The organism is Herbaspirillum sp. NPDC087042 (assembly GCF_044745245.1).
Classification (GTDB): domain Bacteria; phylum Pseudomonadota; class Gammaproteobacteria; order Burkholderiales; family Burkholderiaceae_D; genus Herbaspirillum.
In genome coordinates this window covers 86,110-102,517 of sequence record NZ_JBIUZW010000017.1, presented here as the reverse complement: position 1 = coordinate 102,517, position 16,408 = coordinate 86,110, and the positions used below count along the sequence as shown (strand labels likewise).

At 59.7% G+C, this 16,408-nt stretch carries 17 protein-coding genes, 1 tRNA gene and 1 pseudogene; 11 read left to right on the top strand and 8 right to left on the bottom strand.

The window, feature by feature from the left end; translation table 11 throughout:
* Window positions 1–21: 21 nt before the first annotated feature.
* Entirely contained in the window at window positions 22–1,188 is a 1,167-nt protein-coding gene (locus tag ACIPHN_RS21250; protein ID WP_400439769.1) for a glycerate kinase, read from the bottom strand.
* 301 nt (window positions 1,189–1,489) lie between these two features.
* Between ACIPHN_RS21250 and ACIPHN_RS21245 the strand changes: the two genes are divergently transcribed.
* The 3 genes from ACIPHN_RS21245 to ACIPHN_RS21235 all read left to right on the top strand — a co-directional run bounded on the left by ACIPHN_RS21245 (window position 1,490) and on the right by ACIPHN_RS21235 (window position 2,900).
* Window positions 1,490–1,711: a hypothetical protein gene (locus tag ACIPHN_RS21245; protein ID WP_400439766.1), complete on the top strand. Its 222-nt coding sequence runs from the start codon at window positions 1,490–1,492 to the stop codon at window positions 1,709–1,711.
* A 198-nt stretch (window positions 1,712–1,909) separates the two neighbouring features.
* Window positions 1,910–2,737 carry a hypothetical protein gene (locus tag ACIPHN_RS21240; protein WP_400439764.1) on the top strand — a complete coding sequence of 276 codons (828 nt, stop codon included), beginning with the start codon at window positions 1,910–1,912 and terminating at the stop codon, window positions 2,735–2,737.
* An 86-nt stretch (window positions 2,738–2,823) separates the two neighbouring features.
* Window positions 2,824–2,900, top strand: a tRNA-Pro gene (locus ACIPHN_RS21235).
* A 305-nt stretch (window positions 2,901–3,205) separates the two neighbouring features.
* Here the strand turns inward: ACIPHN_RS21235 and ACIPHN_RS21230 are convergent.
* The 5 genes and pseudogenes from ACIPHN_RS21230 to ACIPHN_RS21210 form a co-directional block, all read right to left on the bottom strand.
* Window positions 3,206–3,571, bottom strand: a complete 366-nt coding sequence (locus ACIPHN_RS21230) for a hypothetical protein (RefSeq protein ID WP_400439761.1) — start codon at window positions 3,569–3,571, stop codon at window positions 3,206–3,208.
* An 18-nt stretch (window positions 3,572–3,589) separates the two neighbouring features.
* Window positions 3,590–3,781 carry a hypothetical protein gene (locus tag ACIPHN_RS21225; protein ID WP_400439759.1) on the bottom strand — a complete coding sequence of 64 codons (192 nt, stop codon included), beginning with the start codon at window positions 3,779–3,781 and terminating at the stop codon, window positions 3,590–3,592.
* Window positions 3,782–3,905: 124 nt separating this feature from the next.
* Entirely contained in the window at window positions 3,906–3,998 is a 93-nt protein-coding gene (locus ACIPHN_RS21220; RefSeq protein ID WP_400439861.1) for a transposase, read from the bottom strand.
* 120 nt (window positions 3,999–4,118) lie between these two features.
* Window positions 4,119–6,101: an acyltransferase family protein gene (locus ACIPHN_RS21215; RefSeq protein WP_400439756.1), complete on the bottom strand. Its 1,983-nt coding sequence runs from the start codon at window positions 6,099–6,101 to the stop codon at window positions 4,119–4,121.
* Window positions 6,102–6,876: 775 nt separating this feature from the next.
* Window positions 6,877–7,411, bottom strand: a pseudogene (locus ACIPHN_RS21210) (IS3 family transposase); the annotation flags it as partial.
* On the opposite strand from ACIPHN_RS21210, the gene ACIPHN_RS21205 reads away from it, so the two are divergent.
* The 3 genes from ACIPHN_RS21205 to ACIPHN_RS21195 all read left to right on the top strand — a co-directional run bounded on the left by ACIPHN_RS21205 (window position 7,403) and on the right by ACIPHN_RS21195 (window position 9,760).
* On the top strand, window positions 7,403–8,572 hold the full coding sequence (locus ACIPHN_RS21205; RefSeq protein WP_400439753.1) for a lipopolysaccharide biosynthesis protein: 1,170 nt from the start codon (window positions 7,403–7,405) through the stop codon (window positions 8,570–8,572). The pseudogene ACIPHN_RS21210 and the gene ACIPHN_RS21205 sit on opposite strands and share 9 nt — an antisense overlap.
* On the top strand, window positions 8,569–9,336 hold the full coding sequence (locus ACIPHN_RS21200) for a hypothetical protein (RefSeq protein ID WP_400439750.1): 768 nt from the start codon (window positions 8,569–8,571) through the stop codon (window positions 9,334–9,336). Before ACIPHN_RS21205 ends, ACIPHN_RS21200 begins: the two co-directional genes overlap by 4 nt.
* A gap of 199 nt (window positions 9,337–9,535) precedes the next feature.
* On the top strand, window positions 9,536–9,760 hold the full coding sequence (locus ACIPHN_RS21195) for a hypothetical protein (RefSeq protein ID WP_400439747.1): 225 nt from the start codon (window positions 9,536–9,538) through the stop codon (window positions 9,758–9,760).
* A 79-nt stretch (window positions 9,761–9,839) separates the two neighbouring features.
* On the opposite strand, the gene dmeF is transcribed toward ACIPHN_RS21195, so the two are convergent.
* Together dmeF and ACIPHN_RS21185 are read right to left on the bottom strand one after the other, a co-directional pair.
* A complete protein-coding gene (gene dmeF, locus ACIPHN_RS21190) occupies window positions 9,840–10,790 on the bottom strand; it encodes a CDF family Co(II)/Ni(II) efflux transporter DmeF (protein WP_400439744.1) in 951 nt (316 codons plus the stop codon).
* A gap of 24 nt (window positions 10,791–10,814) precedes the next feature.
* Window positions 10,815–11,090: a metal/formaldehyde-sensitive transcriptional repressor gene (locus ACIPHN_RS21185; protein WP_400439742.1), complete on the bottom strand. Its 276-nt coding sequence runs from the start codon at window positions 11,088–11,090 to the stop codon at window positions 10,815–10,817.
* A 226-nt stretch (window positions 11,091–11,316) separates the two neighbouring features.
* Here ACIPHN_RS21185 and ACIPHN_RS21180 point away from each other — a divergent pair, with 226 nt between their 5' ends.
* From ACIPHN_RS21180 to cheY, 5 genes are all read left to right on the top strand, one after another.
* Window positions 11,317–13,008 carry a methyl-accepting chemotaxis protein gene (locus ACIPHN_RS21180; RefSeq protein ID WP_400439739.1) on the top strand — a complete coding sequence of 564 codons (1,692 nt, stop codon included), beginning with the start codon at window positions 11,317–11,319 and terminating at the stop codon, window positions 13,006–13,008.
* 194 nt (window positions 13,009–13,202) lie between these two features.
* Complete coding sequence (locus ACIPHN_RS21175) at window positions 13,203–14,075, top strand: CheR family methyltransferase (protein ID WP_400439736.1); 873 nt, start codon at window positions 13,203–13,205, stop codon at window positions 14,073–14,075.
* The gene (cheD, locus tag ACIPHN_RS21170; RefSeq protein WP_400439734.1) at window positions 14,072–14,677 is read left to right on the top strand and encodes a chemoreceptor glutamine deamidase CheD; all 606 of its coding nucleotides are present in this window, start codon (window positions 14,072–14,074) and stop codon (window positions 14,675–14,677) included. The genes ACIPHN_RS21175 and cheD overlap by 4 nt, the downstream gene beginning before the upstream one ends.
* Window positions 14,678–14,749: 72 nt before the next feature.
* Entirely contained in the window at window positions 14,750–15,826 is a 1,077-nt protein-coding gene (locus ACIPHN_RS21165; RefSeq protein WP_233170761.1) for a chemotaxis response regulator protein-glutamate methylesterase, read from the top strand.
* Between the two features lie 185 nt (window positions 15,827–16,011).
* Window positions 16,012–16,407 (top strand): chemotaxis response regulator CheY, encoded by a 396-nt coding sequence (gene cheY, locus ACIPHN_RS21160; protein ID WP_180668759.1) that lies wholly within the window; start codon window positions 16,012–16,014, stop codon window positions 16,405–16,407.
* Window position 16,408 lies beyond the last annotated feature (1 nt).

Sequence of the window (16,408 nt, the reverse complement as noted above, 5' to 3'; positions counted from 1 at the left end):
GGCCTGTGGAGACGCCTTGGCTTATCGACCGCTGGCGCTGGCCGTCTGCCACAGGCGTGCGATCTGTTCGGCACTGGCCTGCAGCAGTTGCGGTGCCTGCGCGATTGCATCGTCCAGCGTGCCGGGGCCGAACACGATGGAGAAGCAACCCGAGAAGCCGGTCTGCAATTGCGCCAGCGACTTGCGATCGATGCCGCCCGAGAGCAGGCTGGTCGGCACGCCCAGGCGGCGTGCGCGCTGGCTGGCGATGAAGGGGGCCTTGCCGTGCAGGGTCTGGGCATCACTGCGGCCTTCGCCGGTGATCAGCCAGTCGGCGCCGGTGAGGGCGTCGTCCAGGCCGATATGATCGGCCACGGTTTCCGCCCCCGAACGGAATTGCGCGCCCAGCATCAGCAGGGCATAGCCCAGTCCGCCAGCGGCCCCCGCGCCGGGCAGTTCTGAGGCGCTGCGGCCCAGGCCGGCTTCCAGCACCTTGGCGAAATGGGCCAGCGCGCCATCGAGTTGCGCCAGCTGTTCGGGCTTCACGCCTTTCTGCGGACCAAAGACCGCGGTGGCGCCTTCCTCGCCGCACAGCGGATTGTCGACGTCCGACATGGCCACGAAGCGGGCTTCCTTGACGCGCGGATCCAGTGCCGAGGCATCGACCCGGGTGATCTTGTGCAATTGCGCCGGCTGCGGCGCCACGACTTCACCTGCGGCATCGTAGAACACCACGCCCAGCCCGGCCAGCAAGCCGGCGCCACCGTCGTTGGTACTGCTGCCGCCCAGCGCCACCAGGAAGTGGCGGGCACCACGGTCGAGCAGGGCCTTGATGGCATCGCCCACCCCCAGCGTGCTGCGCTCTTCGACGGCGACCGCCGTGCCCGCCGCATCGGTGAGGCCGACGATGGCGGCCGATTCGATGACGGCGCTGCCATCCTTGAGGATGCCTACCGGCGCCTGCACCGTTTGTCCGGCCGCGTTGCGGCAGGCCACGCTGAGTCGTTCGCCACCGGCGTGCATGAGAGCGTCAAGCGTGCCTTCGCCGCCGTCGGCAATCGGGCGCAGACGCACTTCGGCGCCCGGGATGGCGGCCTGGATGCCGGCGCCGATGGCGGCGGCGACTTCTTCTGCAGAAAGCGAGCCCTTGAAGGAATCGGGGGCGATGACGACGACGGGAGCGCGGGAGGTAGGGCGGGAAGATGTCATGGTGTGCCTGGGTTGATGATGCCTGGCGCAGCGTGGCGCCGGGCGGTGCTGCTGGGTCTCGATATCGTTGTGGGAGGCGTCGCACGCATCGTATGCGCTGCGATCGCCGCGTCATTATATAAGCAGCGCCTTATCTGATTATGGTTGCACCGGTATAGACAGTAGAAACGGCCGGTGAAGATTTGCCCCGGGGCAAGCCGCCCGGCTTGATGCTCGTAACAATTGGTAAGGGCAGTGGAAGCGGGCGCGAGGCTGGGCAATAGTTTCACATTGGCGGTGTTGCGCCTGAGGAGAAATGACCATGAAACCGCATCTCTATTTAGCCCTGCTGCCCGTGGCATTGATGCTGGGTGGATGCGTGGCTGTCCCGACGGATCCCTATGGGGGAGCCGTTGCCTATCCGGCGCAGCCGGTATATTCGCCTTATTACGCTTATCCGGCCTATCCGGGCTATTGGTATCCTTCCAGTTCCATTTACTTCGGCTACGGTGGCGGTTGGGGGCATGGTGGTCGCTGGCGTTGAGGTTGGAGCCCATAAAAATAGGCCTGCCGCCGTTCCGGCGAGCAGGGTAAAAGCGGCTAAAATGTCGCCTTCTTTGATTGCCACGTGTGACATGGCAGACGACGCCCGGAGATCGACGGTCAGCACCGTTGAACTGCTCCGCTGGAGGCGCTGCCGCAGGGTATGAGTTCCTTCGTTTCGTCGATCCGCACAGACAGCATGATCCATCCCAGGCGCCGCACGGCGCTGGGCTTGTTTGCGTCCGTGCTGGTCCATGCGGTGCTGTTCCTGTTTGTGCGGGCCAAGCTGGCTGAAGTGCCGCCGCAGTTCAATGCACCCGGCAAGCCGGATGCACCGATGCAGGTAACCCTCATCCGGCCCCAGCCACCGGCGCCGGTCATGCAGCCGGAGCCACCCAAGGCAGCGCCCGAACCGCCCAGGAAAGTGGTGCAACCTACACCCAGGAAGCCAGCCGCCAAGGCCGCCCAGCGTCATAGTCCGGCGCCGGTACGTCGGCCGCAGAGTGATCGCCCCTTGACGGCGGTGGCGCCCAGCAGCAGTGCCGTGGTCACACCGGCTGCGCCTGATGAGGACTTCAGCACGGCCATGAACCGCCGTCGCGAGAAGCGCGAGGCAGCGGAGGCAGCGGCCGCCCAGGAGAATGCGGCGGCACGTGCGGCCGAGAATCCCTCGGCGAATGATATTGCTCGGGCCAATATTGCCTTCCAGGATAGGCGCGGACGCGGCACCAATGGCATCTTCCAGATCCTCAGCATGGGGCCGCGCGTGGCGCAGTACAGTTTTCGTGGATGGACCACCGACCAGCGCCGCAGCCAGAACCAGACGATCGAAGTCGATGCCGGCTTCGGCGGCAATGTGCAACTGGCCGTGGTCGACAGCATGATTACCCTGATCCGCAAATACTATTCAGGCGATTTCAACTTCGATTCCCAGCGACTGGGTCGCGTGGTGACCTTGTCGGCGCGACAGGAAGATACCAAGGGCCTGCAGAATTTCCTGCTCAACGAATTCTTCAGCGGGCGATGAAGAGGGCTCGGAATAAAAGATTAAAAATGTTTTCTAGAAACACTTGATATTCATACATAATTGCTGCTATACTTTTGTTCTTCAGTCGGGGCGTAGCGCAGCCTGGTAGCGTACTTGCATGGGGTGCAAGGGGTCGAGTGTTCGAATCACTCCGTCCCGACCAATAGAATCAAAGGTTTACAGCGAAAGCTGTATGAAAAGACAGCACTGTATATTAGACACTTTTCTAATATCAGTGCTGTTTTACTTTGTGGGCCAGGGTAACGGCAGATTCATGTCCGACACCTGGGGGATCACTTCCTTGATGTAGATTTCCGAGGTCTTCGACAACGTGTGCGTCAGCGGGCCTGAATCTCATCCATCTTCTTCCCGGTCCTGGTAGCGCCGAGCGCGCGCAGATCCCTAAAATTGAATTCGCTCTTCCGGCGGTGAATCCTTGTCGATGCCAAGGCGGTCGCGCGTCCGGTCCTACATAGAGAAAAGCCTATTCTTCCCGTATGGCGTGCCTTTCCTCGTAGGGAATAGGAAGCCCGTGATCAGTGGCTTGCCATGCACCTTGTAGCCCTTCTTGACCGTCATGGCACGCTGAATAACGTCCCAGATGGCCGGGGTAATGAGGATGTCCACCGACTTGCCGCTGGTCTTCAACGTTTTGGGCGGCTGCAGGCGAATGTAGCTGCCCAGCTCACCATCGATCGGGGATTCCTTCAAGGTGCGCACGTCGATCGCGTGCGCCCACAGCAAGTATGCTGCATCATCCACCAGACAGGCAAACACTGGGCCGCTAATAGTCGGGAGTGCCTTACCAGTATCTGCCCTGACCCTGCTCATCATGCCCGCCTGGGGGATGGCCTACACCTGCTCATGGGTGGGCAGGATCAGCCAGCGCTCGGTCTCGTAGTCCTCCAGCTCGATCTGGTCGATGAGATTGTCGTCGCGCATGCCCAGCTCAGAGATGATGAACTTGAAGAGCTTCCGGGCCAAAGCCGTGTATTTCTGGGCAGTGTTCGAGTGGTCGCTGAAGTTCTCGAAGAGAAACTGCACTCACCTCTTGCCGGATCTGCTTATCCAGCGTCAGGTCAGCGACGATACGTCGCTGGAGCGCATTCCCGTCTTCGAGCTGCTTGAGCTTGCGCAGTTCGCTTACGCCGAAATCGACGTACTTCTTCTATGTGTAGAAGGTTGCCTCCGATATGCCAAGCTGCCGACAGAAGTCGACTACCGGCGTGCCGCCCTCGGCTAATCGCAACGCATGGGCCATTTGCTCTTCGGTAAATTTCGAACGTTTCATGGCTATTTCTTACCCATTTCGGGGCGCAGGTCAGAAGCAACCTTACCTCTAGTTTTAACTGGTACGGATATTCCGGGGCGGGGCAGGTCATTAATGTTCAGTATGATTGATTGAGCGGTTCATAAATGAGCGGAAATCTGGTGCCAATGCCTCTGACTGGTGCTGTGTAATGTGATTCCAGTCCTGCATGATATAGCTGCCAGATGAATCGGTTACGTCTACTGCAGAGCGACCTGCGTAGATCGTTGGAGAGGGATCCCAGATCTTCACATTGGCGAATTGTGAGGCTAGTTTGTCATACGCGGCATCCTCGCGCGCGCGGGTATGCAGATCCTGCTCCTTTGTGACCCTACAGATGCTCTCACCGAACAACTTGATCTGTAGTGCACAGGCCGGGCTCGTGGATACGACATTCATCAAGGGTGTATCACGAGAGAAGAATACAGTAACGCCTTTGCGCTCAAGCCGCTCGATGTGAGGCGTAATAGCCGCGACGAAACTCATGGAGCGCTCATTGAAGGTAGCAGTCTCATTGAGTGGCAGGTGTTTGTCGCGATCTCCATTGAACTGGCCTCGGTGCATGGAGAACATCAATATATCCCCTTTGCGCGAGTTCGTATCAACAAAATTCAACGTCTTGGAGCCAGCTGGCGAATCGAGCATCAGTGAAGACGGAACATCTTCTTCAAGGTTGACAAACCGCACCGTATAGCCAGTGTCGTTTGTGGCCCGTTCAGCCATCCAATATAACTGGGCAGCATGCGAGTCGCCGATCAAATATAGAACATTGGGTTTTTGGGAGCTGTGATCTGCACCCAGGCAATGCGCTAGGGGATCAGCGAATTTGCTAGTGTTCACCCTGCCATGACACTCAAGGAACGGCCATTCAGGGACATCCTTGATATGAAACACTGTTGCAAGGTAGTTGTTTTCGCTATTGGTCCTCTGCGGCAGCTTTCTATCAATGAAAGCTGCCAATGCCAGTGCGACCAGCAAGCCAGTGAACACGATCAGCAGATTGCTACGCAGGCGGATATGGCGTAGTGGTTGCTCCACAATGTAAAAGGAGCACAACGCCAGCACGAGCACTAATGCCAAGCTGATGGCCTTCGCAGTAACAGATTCTCCCAGTGTCCACTTCGCCATCACCAGCACGCTCCAGTGCCACAGATACAGTGAATAGGAGATCGTCCCGATAAATGCGAGCGGACGGCTGCTCAGTATGCGGTAGGTGAGCTGTCGCGGCCTGATGGCGATAAGGAGCATGGCTGTTAACCCAACACCAGCAACTGTGCTCCATGTTTGCTCAGATTGCGGTAAGAACATGACCGCAACCAGGGCGGCGGCAGTGACGTCGATATTGACCGAAAGGTCATGACGCTGGGGCCCTACCGACTTTGAGCGGTAGATGTAACATAGGGCACCCACAGCGAGCTCCCAAATGCGTGTCGGGAGTAGATAGAATCGCGCGGCATGTGAGGTGGGAGGTAGCGCGAACCACAAAATTAGCGAAAGCGCGAGCGCGATCGGAAGCATCCATGTCATCGATCGACGCTTCCCCTCACCGATGCTGACATATCCGGCTAGTCCAAGAGCAAGCGGAAAAAGAAGATAGAACTGCTCTTCGACACCCAATGACCACGTGTGCGTGAACGGATTGAGCTTTGCGTCGAGAGAGAAATAATCCGTCGAGCGAATATACAAAAAGACGTTGCTGGTGCCGAGTAGGGCAAAAGCCGCAGTTCTGAACACATCCTGGGGAGGACGCGTCGTGAATTTCACAAAGACCAGGCTGGTCACAATTACGCAAACGAGCAACGCCGGCAACAAGCGCTTGATTCGGCGCGCGTAAAATTGCGAGAGAAAGTCTTTCCAAGATTCGAAGTGTGATTCCGTCAAATACTTGGTGATCACATAGCCGGAGATGACGAAGAAAACGTCGACTCCCAGGAAGCCCGAGGGTAGAGCTGCTTCAAAGAAGTGGTTGATTATTACCGATAGGACGGCAAAAGCACGTAGACCTTCAACTTCCAGTAGGCGGCTCGTAATCTTTTTTGTTGATATGTTGATCATGCGATCGGCTTTTTTTGGAAAAGCGCAATTCTCGCACGACACAAACTTGCATGGAATGACGAAAATTTACTCTGTCCGGTTTCGCGTCAATATCGGCTTTGTCTTGTATATGCAAAATATCGGACTTAGCTTATATCAAGCAATAATATGCAGCGTACGAATGCACTGTTTATTTGAACAGTATTTTGGTGATGGCGAAGCACAACACCAGCCCGAAGCTGCGAATGTCCACCCCGGAATTGCGCGAGATCTATCGTCAGAACCCCACGTCTGAGCTCGCCCGTGCTCTGTGGGAGGTCGCGCGCGTGAAACACATCATCGATATGTTCTCGCGAGAATATATCCAGCTGATAGGGATGTGGCGCGAGACACCAGAGGCCGGCAGGTACTGCTGGAGACGCTGAAATCGCGCATGCTGGTGGAGGTGCGGGAGGCCTGGGCGCCACCACGGTCCTCGAGCCTGCCTCTCAGCTTCACGGCCCGCATGGCATTTGCCGATCTGGATGATGATCATCCCGCGGACCTGGCCCTTATCGGAGAACTGGCATGCTTTGTCCAGTACATGAATCCCGTAGTCCGTCACGTCGGGATTTCAGGTGGGTCAGAAAGCGCTGTTTTTTAGACTAAACAATTCAGATTGCACGAATCTTTACTCGTTTAGGCGAGTGCTCACTTGCATGGGGGGGCGAGTGTGCGAATTACACTCCGTCCCGACCAAGAAGCAAACTTCAACTGGCGCAAGCGGATGTCCAGTCCTAGAATAGGTTGACAGGTTTTACTGCAACACGGACGCCCGATGCGCTGCATCGGGCGTTTTGTATTTCAGGGCTGTATGTGGCCTTCTTGGTTGTAGATCCGAACCGATTGCGCCACCATTTTGGCGGCTTGCCGTAGATCTGCCGGGCCGTTCAGTAAGAACCCTCCCTTAAGGATGCCGTTGATTCGCTCAGCCAAGGCATTCTGGTGGCAGTGGTACCCATCCGTCATCGAACACACCATCCATGCCGGCGATGCATTTCTTGGTAATACGTCGCACAGTATTGGATGCCCCTGTCGGAATGGTGGATCACCGGTGCACTACCACGGCGCCCGCGCAAAGCCATCTTCAGCGCTTGGCTGACCTCTTCCGTCTGCAAATTGCCGTGCACGTGGTACCCAACAATCTTGCGCGACCAGGCATCCGTCACCAAGCTCAAGTACACGAACTTTTCTCGTGTCGGCAGGTACGTGATGTCAGCTACCCAGACTTGTTCAGGACCCGTTGGCACGACTTGGTCCGGCCCTGTCTTGAGTAAATTCGGATGTTTTCGCAGCATGACAACGGGCAGTTCATCTATGCGATCACCTTGCCTCAATTGTTGATACAGCTGGGAACCCTGGGATGGCTCAATCTCATCCGGCGCGAGGTGGCGCGGCGCTCGGAAATGCCGCCGGGGTTTTTCAATGGGTTCGTCCGGCGATCGATCCAGGTACCGATGATTCCCGTCCTGCTGCTCGGTGTGGGATTGGCGCTCTACGCGGTGCTAGGCGGGGCCGAAAGAAACCTGTACCTGTGTGTTGCCGCCATCACGGTGGTCTATGCAGTGGTGGTGATCCTGCGCGAATACCTCATTGCCCTGGGGATGCCGGCCTTCAGCATCGCTGCCTCCGAAGCGCTTCCCTTTGTCTTTGCGGGAGTCTCCATCTGGCTGGTCCGGCCAGGGCAGGTGGACGTCGCGGCGTTCTTTTTCCTGCTCGGACTGCTGGCCTCCTGCGCGGTGCAACTGCCTGTGGTTGTCCATGTGCTCAAGCCCCATTTGCAGGCGTCAGATGTGCAATTCGAGACGGCTGCCTGGATGCGTGCCGGCGGCATGTCCTTGCTTGGCGTGGGCGGGCGAACCATTCTCGACAGACTCGATACGCTGGTCCTGGCGACGCTGGGGCCGGTGGTGCAGTTCGCGCAATACAACTCGGCGCAGCGCGCAACCGTCCTGCTGCTGGTCGCGCCGATGGTCTTGCTGCCGGTGTTTTCTCCTCATGTCAGCCGGGCGTTTGCGCTTGGTGACAAGGCCTTGCTGCGCCGTGAAATGCTGTTGCAGATGCTCCTGGTCGCGGCCAGTGTATTGCCTCTGGCCTGGCTGCTGGTGATGTTTCCCGCTCAGGTGATGGGATTGCTGTTCGGCGAGCAATATGTGGGCTCATCGCCGATCCTGGGGCTGATCGTTCTTTCTCAGCTTCTTTTCGCGTTTTCTCTTCCCTGGAGCAACCTGATGCTCATGACGGATCGGGAGGGCGTCTATGCCGGCGCACATCTGGCGGTGCTGGCAGTGGTGCTCCCGATCGCCATCGGTCTGGTGGGGAACTGGGGAGCTTATGCGATAGCCCTGGCTGCGCTGATCGCCAATGTCTTGCTGTGCGCCGTCTTTTTTGGTGTCGGGGTGTATGGACTTCTGCGAGATGAGCCTGGCACGGTCAGGGAGATCTATACGTGATTGTCTTGAAGTTCTTGTTGATTTCAATGTTCGTGGTGACGTGGTTGAGAGCCCGTCATTCGATGCTGGTTGATCTGAAGACGCATGGGGTACTTCTATCGTCCGAACGAATGTCTGTCTCGATTGCCGTCGCCGCCGCTATCGTGCTGCTGGCGATCCTGCTGTTGTTCATGGCCAGTCCGGAATTCCGGCATTTCAAGTCGGATGTCCTGAGATTCCTGGCATTCCGGTTCGAAGGCAGCGATTACCGCTTGCTGCGCAACGAAAGATATTCCGATGGCTGGCGTCTTGAAAATGTGATCGGGCGGCTCAGGTTCACGCTATTTCCTGTCCTGTTCTGCCTGGTCCTCTACACGGGATGGAGTGGCATCAACATGCTGGCCAAGGTCTTCGGGCTGGTTCCGCGCCTGCCGGATATCGAGGTGGCCCGGACCTTGCTGGGGCCGGATAGCGGCAGCAATCCCGGGATCTACTTTCTCGGTGGATATGCTGCTTTCGGCATGGGTGGCTTGTGTCTGTTTGCCGCGCTCGGGCCTCTCCTGCTGTGGATGCTGGACTTGTTGGGGCGGCGGATCAGGGCGGCGCCACTGCGGGCGACGTTTCTGGCCGTGGTGGGCATGAATGGGGTTTTCCTCAATCAGATTGCCTTGCAGACCGCCCTGGTGACGTACGGGCTTGCATTGCTGCCTCTGGTGCTGTTCGGTCTGGATCTGGTGGTGTGCCGCATCTGGCGCGGCCAGGGTGGGCGGCCGGGCGCCGGGTGAGGCAAGCAGGCGTCTGGCTGATGGAGGGATGGTATTAACTTGTTTTTATGGCAAGTTCGGCGGCCAGGTTACACAAACATACAATTTCCCGTCCGCTTAACCATTGCCTTGCCCGTTATCTGCTCACCACGGCCTACATTTCGTGGCGTCCGGCTCTCCACGCCGGAACAATTCGCCAAACAAGATCAGGAGCGCAAGCATGAAATCCCTTTTATTGATTCCCGCCATCGCGGCGGCATTTGCCTTGAGCGGTTGCGTGGTCACGCCGCCGAGCGTACGTCCGGCCTATGTCGCGCCTCCGGGTGTGGTCTACGTCGAGCCGACCTATGCTTCGCCGGGCCCGGGCTGGGCATGGGAATATCACGCCCACTACGGCTGGGGCTGGCACCATCCGCAATACGGCTGGCATCGCGGCTGGCGCTGATGTCTGCGCCAGGCGTAGTAGCGTACAAATGAAAACAGCGGCTGCATGCCGCTGTTTTTTTTGCTTTGCGCCGGGATGCTTATCTTGGCCGATGCTCCAGGGTCAGGTGCTGCAGCTCGGCGATCGTCGACAGTCGGGTGCGCAATTGCTCCTCGGTGGTCGCAGCCGGGGTCGAGACGCTGATGATGGCGGCACGCGCGGCGGGGCCGATGCGCCAGACATGCAGGTCGTCGATCTGCGCCTCCAGGCCATCAAGGGCGCGCTCGATGCGGGCGGCGACCTGTTCGTCGGTCACGTCCAGCAGCATCGACGCACTGCTGCGCAGGAGGCTGTAGGACCAGCGCGCAATCACCACGGCGCCGACCACGCCCATCAAGGGATCCAGCCAGGTCCAGCCAAGATAGAGACCAGCCACCAGGGCGGCGATGGCCAGGACCGAGGTCAGGGCGTCGGCCACTACGTGCACATAGGCCGAGCGCAGGTTGTTGTCGTGACCATGATGGTGGTGTCCGTGCTCATGTGCGTCGCTCTGTGCATCGTGCGCATGATGGTGATGATGGTGATGATGGTCGTGATCATGGCTTTCCATCAGCAGCATGGCGCTGGCGATGTTGACGATCAGGCCGATCACCGCGATGACGATGGCGTCGCCGAATTCCACCGGGCTGGGATTGGCCAGTCGCCACACCGATTCGCCACCAATGCCAATGGCAATCACGGCCAGCACCAGGGCTGATGCGAAGCCCGCCAGGTCTCCCACCTTGCCGGTGCCGAAGCTGAAGCGCGTGTCGTGGGCGTGACGGCGCGCGAACAGGTAGGCAAACGCGGCAATGGCCAGCGCGCCGGTGTGGGTGGCCATATGGAAACCATCGGCCAGCAATGCCATGGAGCCGGTCAGATAGCCGGCCGCAATCTCGGCCACCATCATCACCGCGGTCAGCGCCACTACCCACAGGGTGCGGCGGGTATTGCGGTCGTGATTGGCGCCAAGATAGACGTGTTCGTGGCGGAACGGGGAAGTGCCTTGCATGCTTGCTCCTGTCAATTCGGTCGGTTATTTGGCATAGCGACGGATCGCTTCGAGGACTTCTTCCAGCCCCTGGTTGCGCTGCTCATCGCTCAGGCCCGGCCGGGCCACGTGCTCGCGTGCGTGCGCTTCGATCAACTGGTCCATCAGTCCGTGTACTGCGCCCCGGATGGCCGCTGCCAGGTGCAGGGTGCTGGCGCAATCGGCATCGCCTTCCAGGGCGCGCTCCAGTGCCTGGACCTGGCCATTGATGCGGCGAACCCGTTTGAGCAGGGCATCCTTGTCCTGTGTGAGATGGGACATACCATACCCCCCTATCCTATAAAGGGGTGATTCTATCCGAAAAGTCGAAGGAGGAGGAGGCAAGTCGATCAATGCTGTTACGGTCAGCTTGATGTCAGCTATTGCTGTTCGTTAAGTTACGCGTAAGCTAAGCGCATTAGCCTCATGAGACTGCGGCGCGTGCGTCCGCAACCATGCCTGCCTGGAAGCAGGTACCGACAAGCGGGATACCCGCAGGGAGACAAGGATGGCAAAGATCAGGGTGGCCGGCGCCGCAGGTGCGCCGGTGCAGTGGCTTGGGGCGCTTGCGCCATGGGCGGCGGGTCTGGTCCTGGGCGCAGGCGTGGCCTTCGCGCTGGATGCGACGGGCGCGGTGAATGCAATCGGGGCGCCATGGGTGTCTTGCGTGGCGGTACTGGCCGGCCTGCTGGGATCGACCCTGGTGCGCAGGCGCGCCACGCCATCGGGCAACCAGATGGTCGGCAAGATCGGCGGGGAGATCGATCACATCATGATCGGTGCGGCCGAGACTTCCTTCTTTGTCGATACCATCAAGACCAAGATCGGCAAGGATGTCGACGCGGCCAACCGCATCGCCGCCAGCGCGGAGCAGAACGCGGCCACCACCGAACAGATCGCCGCCAATGCCGAGCGTGCCTCGGCGATCGCTTCCGAGGTCCGGGCCGAGAGCGTCAGTGGCCGCTCCGAGGTCGATCGTGGATTGCAGCAGATCGGCCAGGCTCGTACCGATGCCTTGTCGGCTTCCTCGATGATGGAGCAGTTGCAGGACAAGTCGCGCCGCATCCATGGCATTACCGAGGTCATCAGCGAGATCGCTGCGCGCACCAACCTGCTGGCGCTGAACGCGGCCATCGAGGCGGCGCGCGCGGGCGAGCAGGGGCGCGGTTTCGCGGTGGTGGCCGGCGAGGTGCGGCAACTGGCCCAGCGCACCAAGGAGGCCACCGATGACATCGGCGTCATGGTGCGTGCCATCAATGAGGAGGCCGAGCGGGCCGCCTCGGGCATGAACGCCCTGAGCGGACGGGTGCTGGAGGCGGCGCAGAACGTGGAGAAGGTCCATGGCCTCCTGAACAGCATCGAGCGTTCGGCCAGCCAGTCCCAGGAGCAGATCGAGGAGATCGCCGTGGCCTCGCGCGAACATGTGCAGACCACCCAGGAGATTGCCGAGGCCATCACCGATATCCGCAACGGCATGTTGCATACCGATGCCGAACTGCCGCGCGTGGCGGCGTCGGCCATGCAGCTCTCCGAGCGTGCCGAGGCCGTCTTCGAGGCCATCGTCGAAGGCGGGGCGCGCAGCGGACATGACGATATCCATGCCGGTGCAGCCGAGGCGGCCAGGGCGGTGGGGCGCCTGTTCGAGGAGTCGATCAAGGCCGGCCGCATCTCCGAGGCCGCCTTGTTCGACCGGACCTACCAGCCCATTGCCCATACCTCACCGCCCAAGCACACCAGCCAGTTCGATACCTTCACCGACCGCGTGCTGCCGGCGATCCAGGAGGGTTTGCTGGAGCGCATGCCGCAGCTGGCCTATGCCGGAGCGGTCGATAACAATGGTTACTTTCCTACCCATAACAAGAAGTTTTCGCAGCCCCTGACCGGCAACTATGACGTTGACCTGGTCAACAACCGCACCAAGCGTATCTTCAGCGACCGCACCGGCAAGCGTTGCGGCGCCAATACCAAGCCCTTCCTGCTGCAGACCTACAAGCGCGATACCGGCGAGGTCATGCATGACCTGTCGGTTCCCATCTATGTGCATGGCAAGCACTGGGGCGGTTTCCGGGTGGGTTACCGTTCCAGTCATGCACCGGTGCCGGGGGCGGTTGGCGCGGTGGCCCCCGGGCTAGCTCAGATTGCGACCCAAATGCCCGCAACGCCGCTCAGGGCAAGCGCGGTGAGGATTTCAAAGCATTGAGAACGCAAGCACGCCGGCCGGTGATTGACTTGCCGCAATAGGGGGGTAAAACCGTTTCATTTCCGGGGCTGATTTGCTTGACCCCGCCTGGTGGCTGATAGATTATTCGACAAGGGGATAGCCGCCCGCACGGAGCGGGCGTTAGACAGCAAACGGCGCGCCGGTCTCGGCGCCGTACCAGGGAAGGAAAGACAGTGAAGCCTACGGTGCCAAGCAAGGGCGAATCATCCGGCAAGGAGTTCGATTTCAATAGCCGTGATTTCGAGCGCGTGCGTGGCCTCATCTACCAGCGCGCGGGGATCGCGCTGGCCGACAGCAAGCAGGAGATGGTGTACAGCCGCCTGGCGCGGCGTTTGCGCGCCACCGGCATTACCTCCTTCAATCAGTACCTGGACATGCTGGAGCGGACCCACGATTCAGAGGAGTGGGAGGCCTTCACCAATGCGCTGACCACCAACCTGACCTCGTTCTTTCGCGAGGCTCACCACTTCCCCATCCTGGCCGACTTCCTCAAGACCCTGAAGGAACCGGCCACCATCTGGTGCTCGGCCGCCTCCACGGGGGAGGAGCCCTACACCATCGCCATGACCGCCTGCGAGGCTTACGGATCGCTGACGCCGCCGGTGCAGATCGTGGCCACCGACATCGATACCAATGTGCTGGCCACCGGTGCCAATGGTGTCTATCCCATGGAGCGCATCGAGAAGATGTCGCCCGAGCGGGTCAAGAAATTCTTCCTGCGTGGCAAGGGTAGCCACGAGGGCTACGTACGCGTGCGCCCGGAGTTGCGCAAGCTGATCACCTTCAAGCAGTTGAACCTGCTGGCCGATGGCTGGCCCATCAGTGGCCAGTTCGACGTGATCTTCTGTCGCAATGTGATGATCTATTTTGATAAGCCGACCCAGAGCAAGATCCTGTCCAGATTCGTACCACTGATGAAGCCCCATGCCTTGCTGTTCGCCGGCCATTCGGAGAACTTCCTGTATGTCTCCGATTCGCTCAAGCTCAAGGGCAAGACAGTCTATGAACTCAACGCAGCCCAGCGCGGTGCAAGGATCAAGACATGAGTCAGGCCTCGGAGCAGATTGCCACCAATCTCTATTACGATCGCACCTTCGATTGCGATGCGGCCAAGATCTTGCCTGGCGAGTATTTTTTTACGGGCAAGGACATGATGATCGTGACCGTGCTCGGGTCCTGTGTCTCGGCCTGTATCCGCGACCGCGTCTCGGGTATCGGCGGGATGAACCACTTCATGCTGCCCGACGGCGGCGGCGATGATGGCAGCCCCGTCTCGGCGTCGGCGCGCTATGGCACCTATGCCATGGAAGTGCTGATCAACGATGTCCTGAAGTCCGGTGCCCGCCGCGAAAACCTGGAGGCCAAGGTGTTTGGTGGCGGCAACGTGCTGCGGGGCTTTTCGGCCATCAACGTGGGCGAGCGCAATGCCGAGTTCGTGCGGCGCTACCTCAAGGCGGAAAATATCCGCGTGGTGGCCGAAGATCTCAATGATATCTATCCGCGCAAGGTCTATTTCTTCCCCCGCACCGGCAAGGTGCTGGTGAAGAAGCTCAAGCAGATGCACAACAATACGCTGGTGGATCGCGAAAAAGCCTACGCCAGCAAGCTGGTGACCAAGCCGGTGGGTGGCGAGGTCGATCTGTTCTGATGAGCGGCAGATTTGGCAGGTTTGGGCAGGTTCAGGGAAAGCAGGGCAATACGGAAACTAGAGTGTAGAGTGATGAAAATAAAAGTTCTTATCGTCGACGATTCGGCACTGATCCGCAGCGTGATGCGCGAGATCATCGGTAGTCAGCCAGACATGGAGGTGGTGGGCGTGGCGCCCGACCCCATCATTGCACGCGAGCTGATCAAGCAGACCAACCCGGATGTGCTGACGCTGGATGTGGAAATGCCGCGCATGGATGGCCTGGATTTCCTGGAAAAGCTCATGCGCCTGCGGCCCATGCCGGTGGTGATGGTGTCCTCGCTGACCGAGCGCGGCTCCGAAATCACCTTGCGCGCCCTGGAGCTGGGTGCCATCGATTTCGTGACCAAGCCCAAGATCTCGATCCAGAGCGGCATGCAGGAATATGCCGACATGATCGCCGACAAGATCCGCGCAGCCGCCAAGGCGCGCGTGCGCGCCCGTCCGCCGCGCAGTGCCGAGCAGGCCAATACGCCCGGCGAGGTGCTGCCGCAGATCCGCAATCCGCTCACCAGTAGCGAAAAGCTCATCATCATCGGTGCCTCCACCGGCGGCACCGAAGCCATCAAGGAATTCCTGATCCGCATGCCCTCGGACTGCCCGGGCATCCTGATCACCCAGCACATGCCCGAAGGCTTCACCCGCTCCTTTGCCCAGCGCCTCAACAACCTGTGCAAGATCTCGGTGGTCGAGTCCGCTGGCAACGAGCGCGTACTGCCTGGTCACGCCTATATCGCCCCGGGCCATTCGCACCTGAAACTGGTGCGCAGCGGCGCCAACTACATGACCCAGCTCGACCAGGGGCCGCCGGTGAACCGTCACCGCCCCTCGGTGGACGTGCTGTTCCAGTCGGCGGCCAGTTGCGCGGGCAAGAACGCCGTGGGTGTCATTCTCACCGGCATGGGCAAGGATGGCGCGCAAGGCATGCTGGAAATGCGCAATGCCGGTGCCTACAATTTTGCCCAGGATGAGGCCTCCTGCGTGGTGTTTGGCATGCCGCGCGAGGCCATCGCCATCGGTGCGGCGCATGAAGTGCTGTCCCTGCAAGCCATGCCGGGACGGGTGCTGGCGTGGCTGGCGGAACACGGCAGTCGCGCGCTGCGTGTCTGAAAAGGCCGGCAGCAGCGATTGTGCTGCCATTTTTGCTATTGCTGCACTACAATTCCGTGGCAGCCGAGAGGGATGCATCTGCGGCATGGCGCCGCTGATGCAACACACAGAAAAAGGGAGCGGTTCAAGTTCGCATCCGGGCTTGCCGTTATCCAAGAATTCAATTGAACAGATGGAGTCTTAGCATGTCCGGTCCCAATACCAAGTTCTTAGTCGTCGATGATTTCTCGACCATGCGCCGCATCGTGCGCAACCTGCTCAAGGAGTTGGGCTACACCAACGTGGATGAGGCTGAAGATGGTGTCCAGGCACTGCAGAAGCTGCGCAGCGACCAGTTCGACTTCGTCGTCTCCGACTGGAACATGCCCAACATGGATGGCCTGACCATGCTGCAGGAAATCCGCAAGGATCCGGCGCTGTCCAAGCTGCCCGTGCTGATGGTGACGGCCGAGGCCAAGAAGGAAAACATCGTCGCCGCCGCCCAGGCTGGTGCCAATGGCTATGTGGTCAAGCCTTTCACCGCGGCGACGCTGGATGAAAAGCTGGCCAAGATCTTCGAAAAGATGGCTGCAGGTGGCTGAT

Coding starts and splice junctions, on each gene's coding strand:
- ACIPHN_RS21250 (WP_400439769.1), bottom strand. CDS start 1,188: ATGACATCTTCCCGCCCTACCTCCCGCGCTCCCGTCGTCGTCATCGCC.
- ACIPHN_RS21245 (WP_400439766.1), top strand. CDS start 1,490: ATGAAACCGCATCTCTATTTAGCCCTGCTGCCCGTGGCATTGATGCTG.
- ACIPHN_RS21240 (WP_400439764.1), top strand. CDS start 1,910: ATGATCCATCCCAGGCGCCGCACGGCGCTGGGCTTGTTTGCGTCCGTG.
- ACIPHN_RS21230 (WP_400439761.1), bottom strand. CDS start 3,571: ATGATGAGCAGGGTCAGGGCAGATACTGGTAAGGCACTCCCGACTATT.
- ACIPHN_RS21220 (WP_400439861.1), bottom strand. CDS start 3,998: ATGGCCCATGCGTTGCGATTAGCCGAGGGCGGCACGCCGGTAGTCGAC.
- ACIPHN_RS21215 (WP_400439756.1), bottom strand. CDS start 6,101: ATGATCAACATATCAACAAAAAAGATTACGAGCCGCCTACTGGAAGTT.
- ACIPHN_RS21205 (WP_400439753.1), top strand. CDS start 7,403: ATGTTTTCGCAGCATGACAACGGGCAGTTCATCTATGCGATCACCTTG.
- ACIPHN_RS21195 (WP_400439747.1), top strand. CDS start 9,536: ATGAAATCCCTTTTATTGATTCCCGCCATCGCGGCGGCATTTGCCTTG.
- dmeF (WP_400439744.1), bottom strand. CDS start 10,790: ATGCAAGGCACTTCCCCGTTCCGCCACGAACACGTCTATCTTGGCGCC.
- ACIPHN_RS21185 (WP_400439742.1), bottom strand. CDS start 11,090: ATGTCCCATCTCACACAGGACAAGGATGCCCTGCTCAAACGGGTTCGC.
- ACIPHN_RS21180 (WP_400439739.1), top strand. CDS start 11,317: ATGGCAAAGATCAGGGTGGCCGGCGCCGCAGGTGCGCCGGTGCAGTGG.
- cheD (WP_400439734.1), top strand. CDS start 14,072: ATGAGTCAGGCCTCGGAGCAGATTGCCACCAATCTCTATTACGATCGC.
- ACIPHN_RS21165 (WP_233170761.1), top strand. CDS start 14,750: ATGAAAATAAAAGTTCTTATCGTCGACGATTCGGCACTGATCCGCAGC.
- cheY (WP_180668759.1), top strand. CDS start 16,012: ATGTCCGGTCCCAATACCAAGTTCTTAGTCGTCGATGATTTCTCGACC.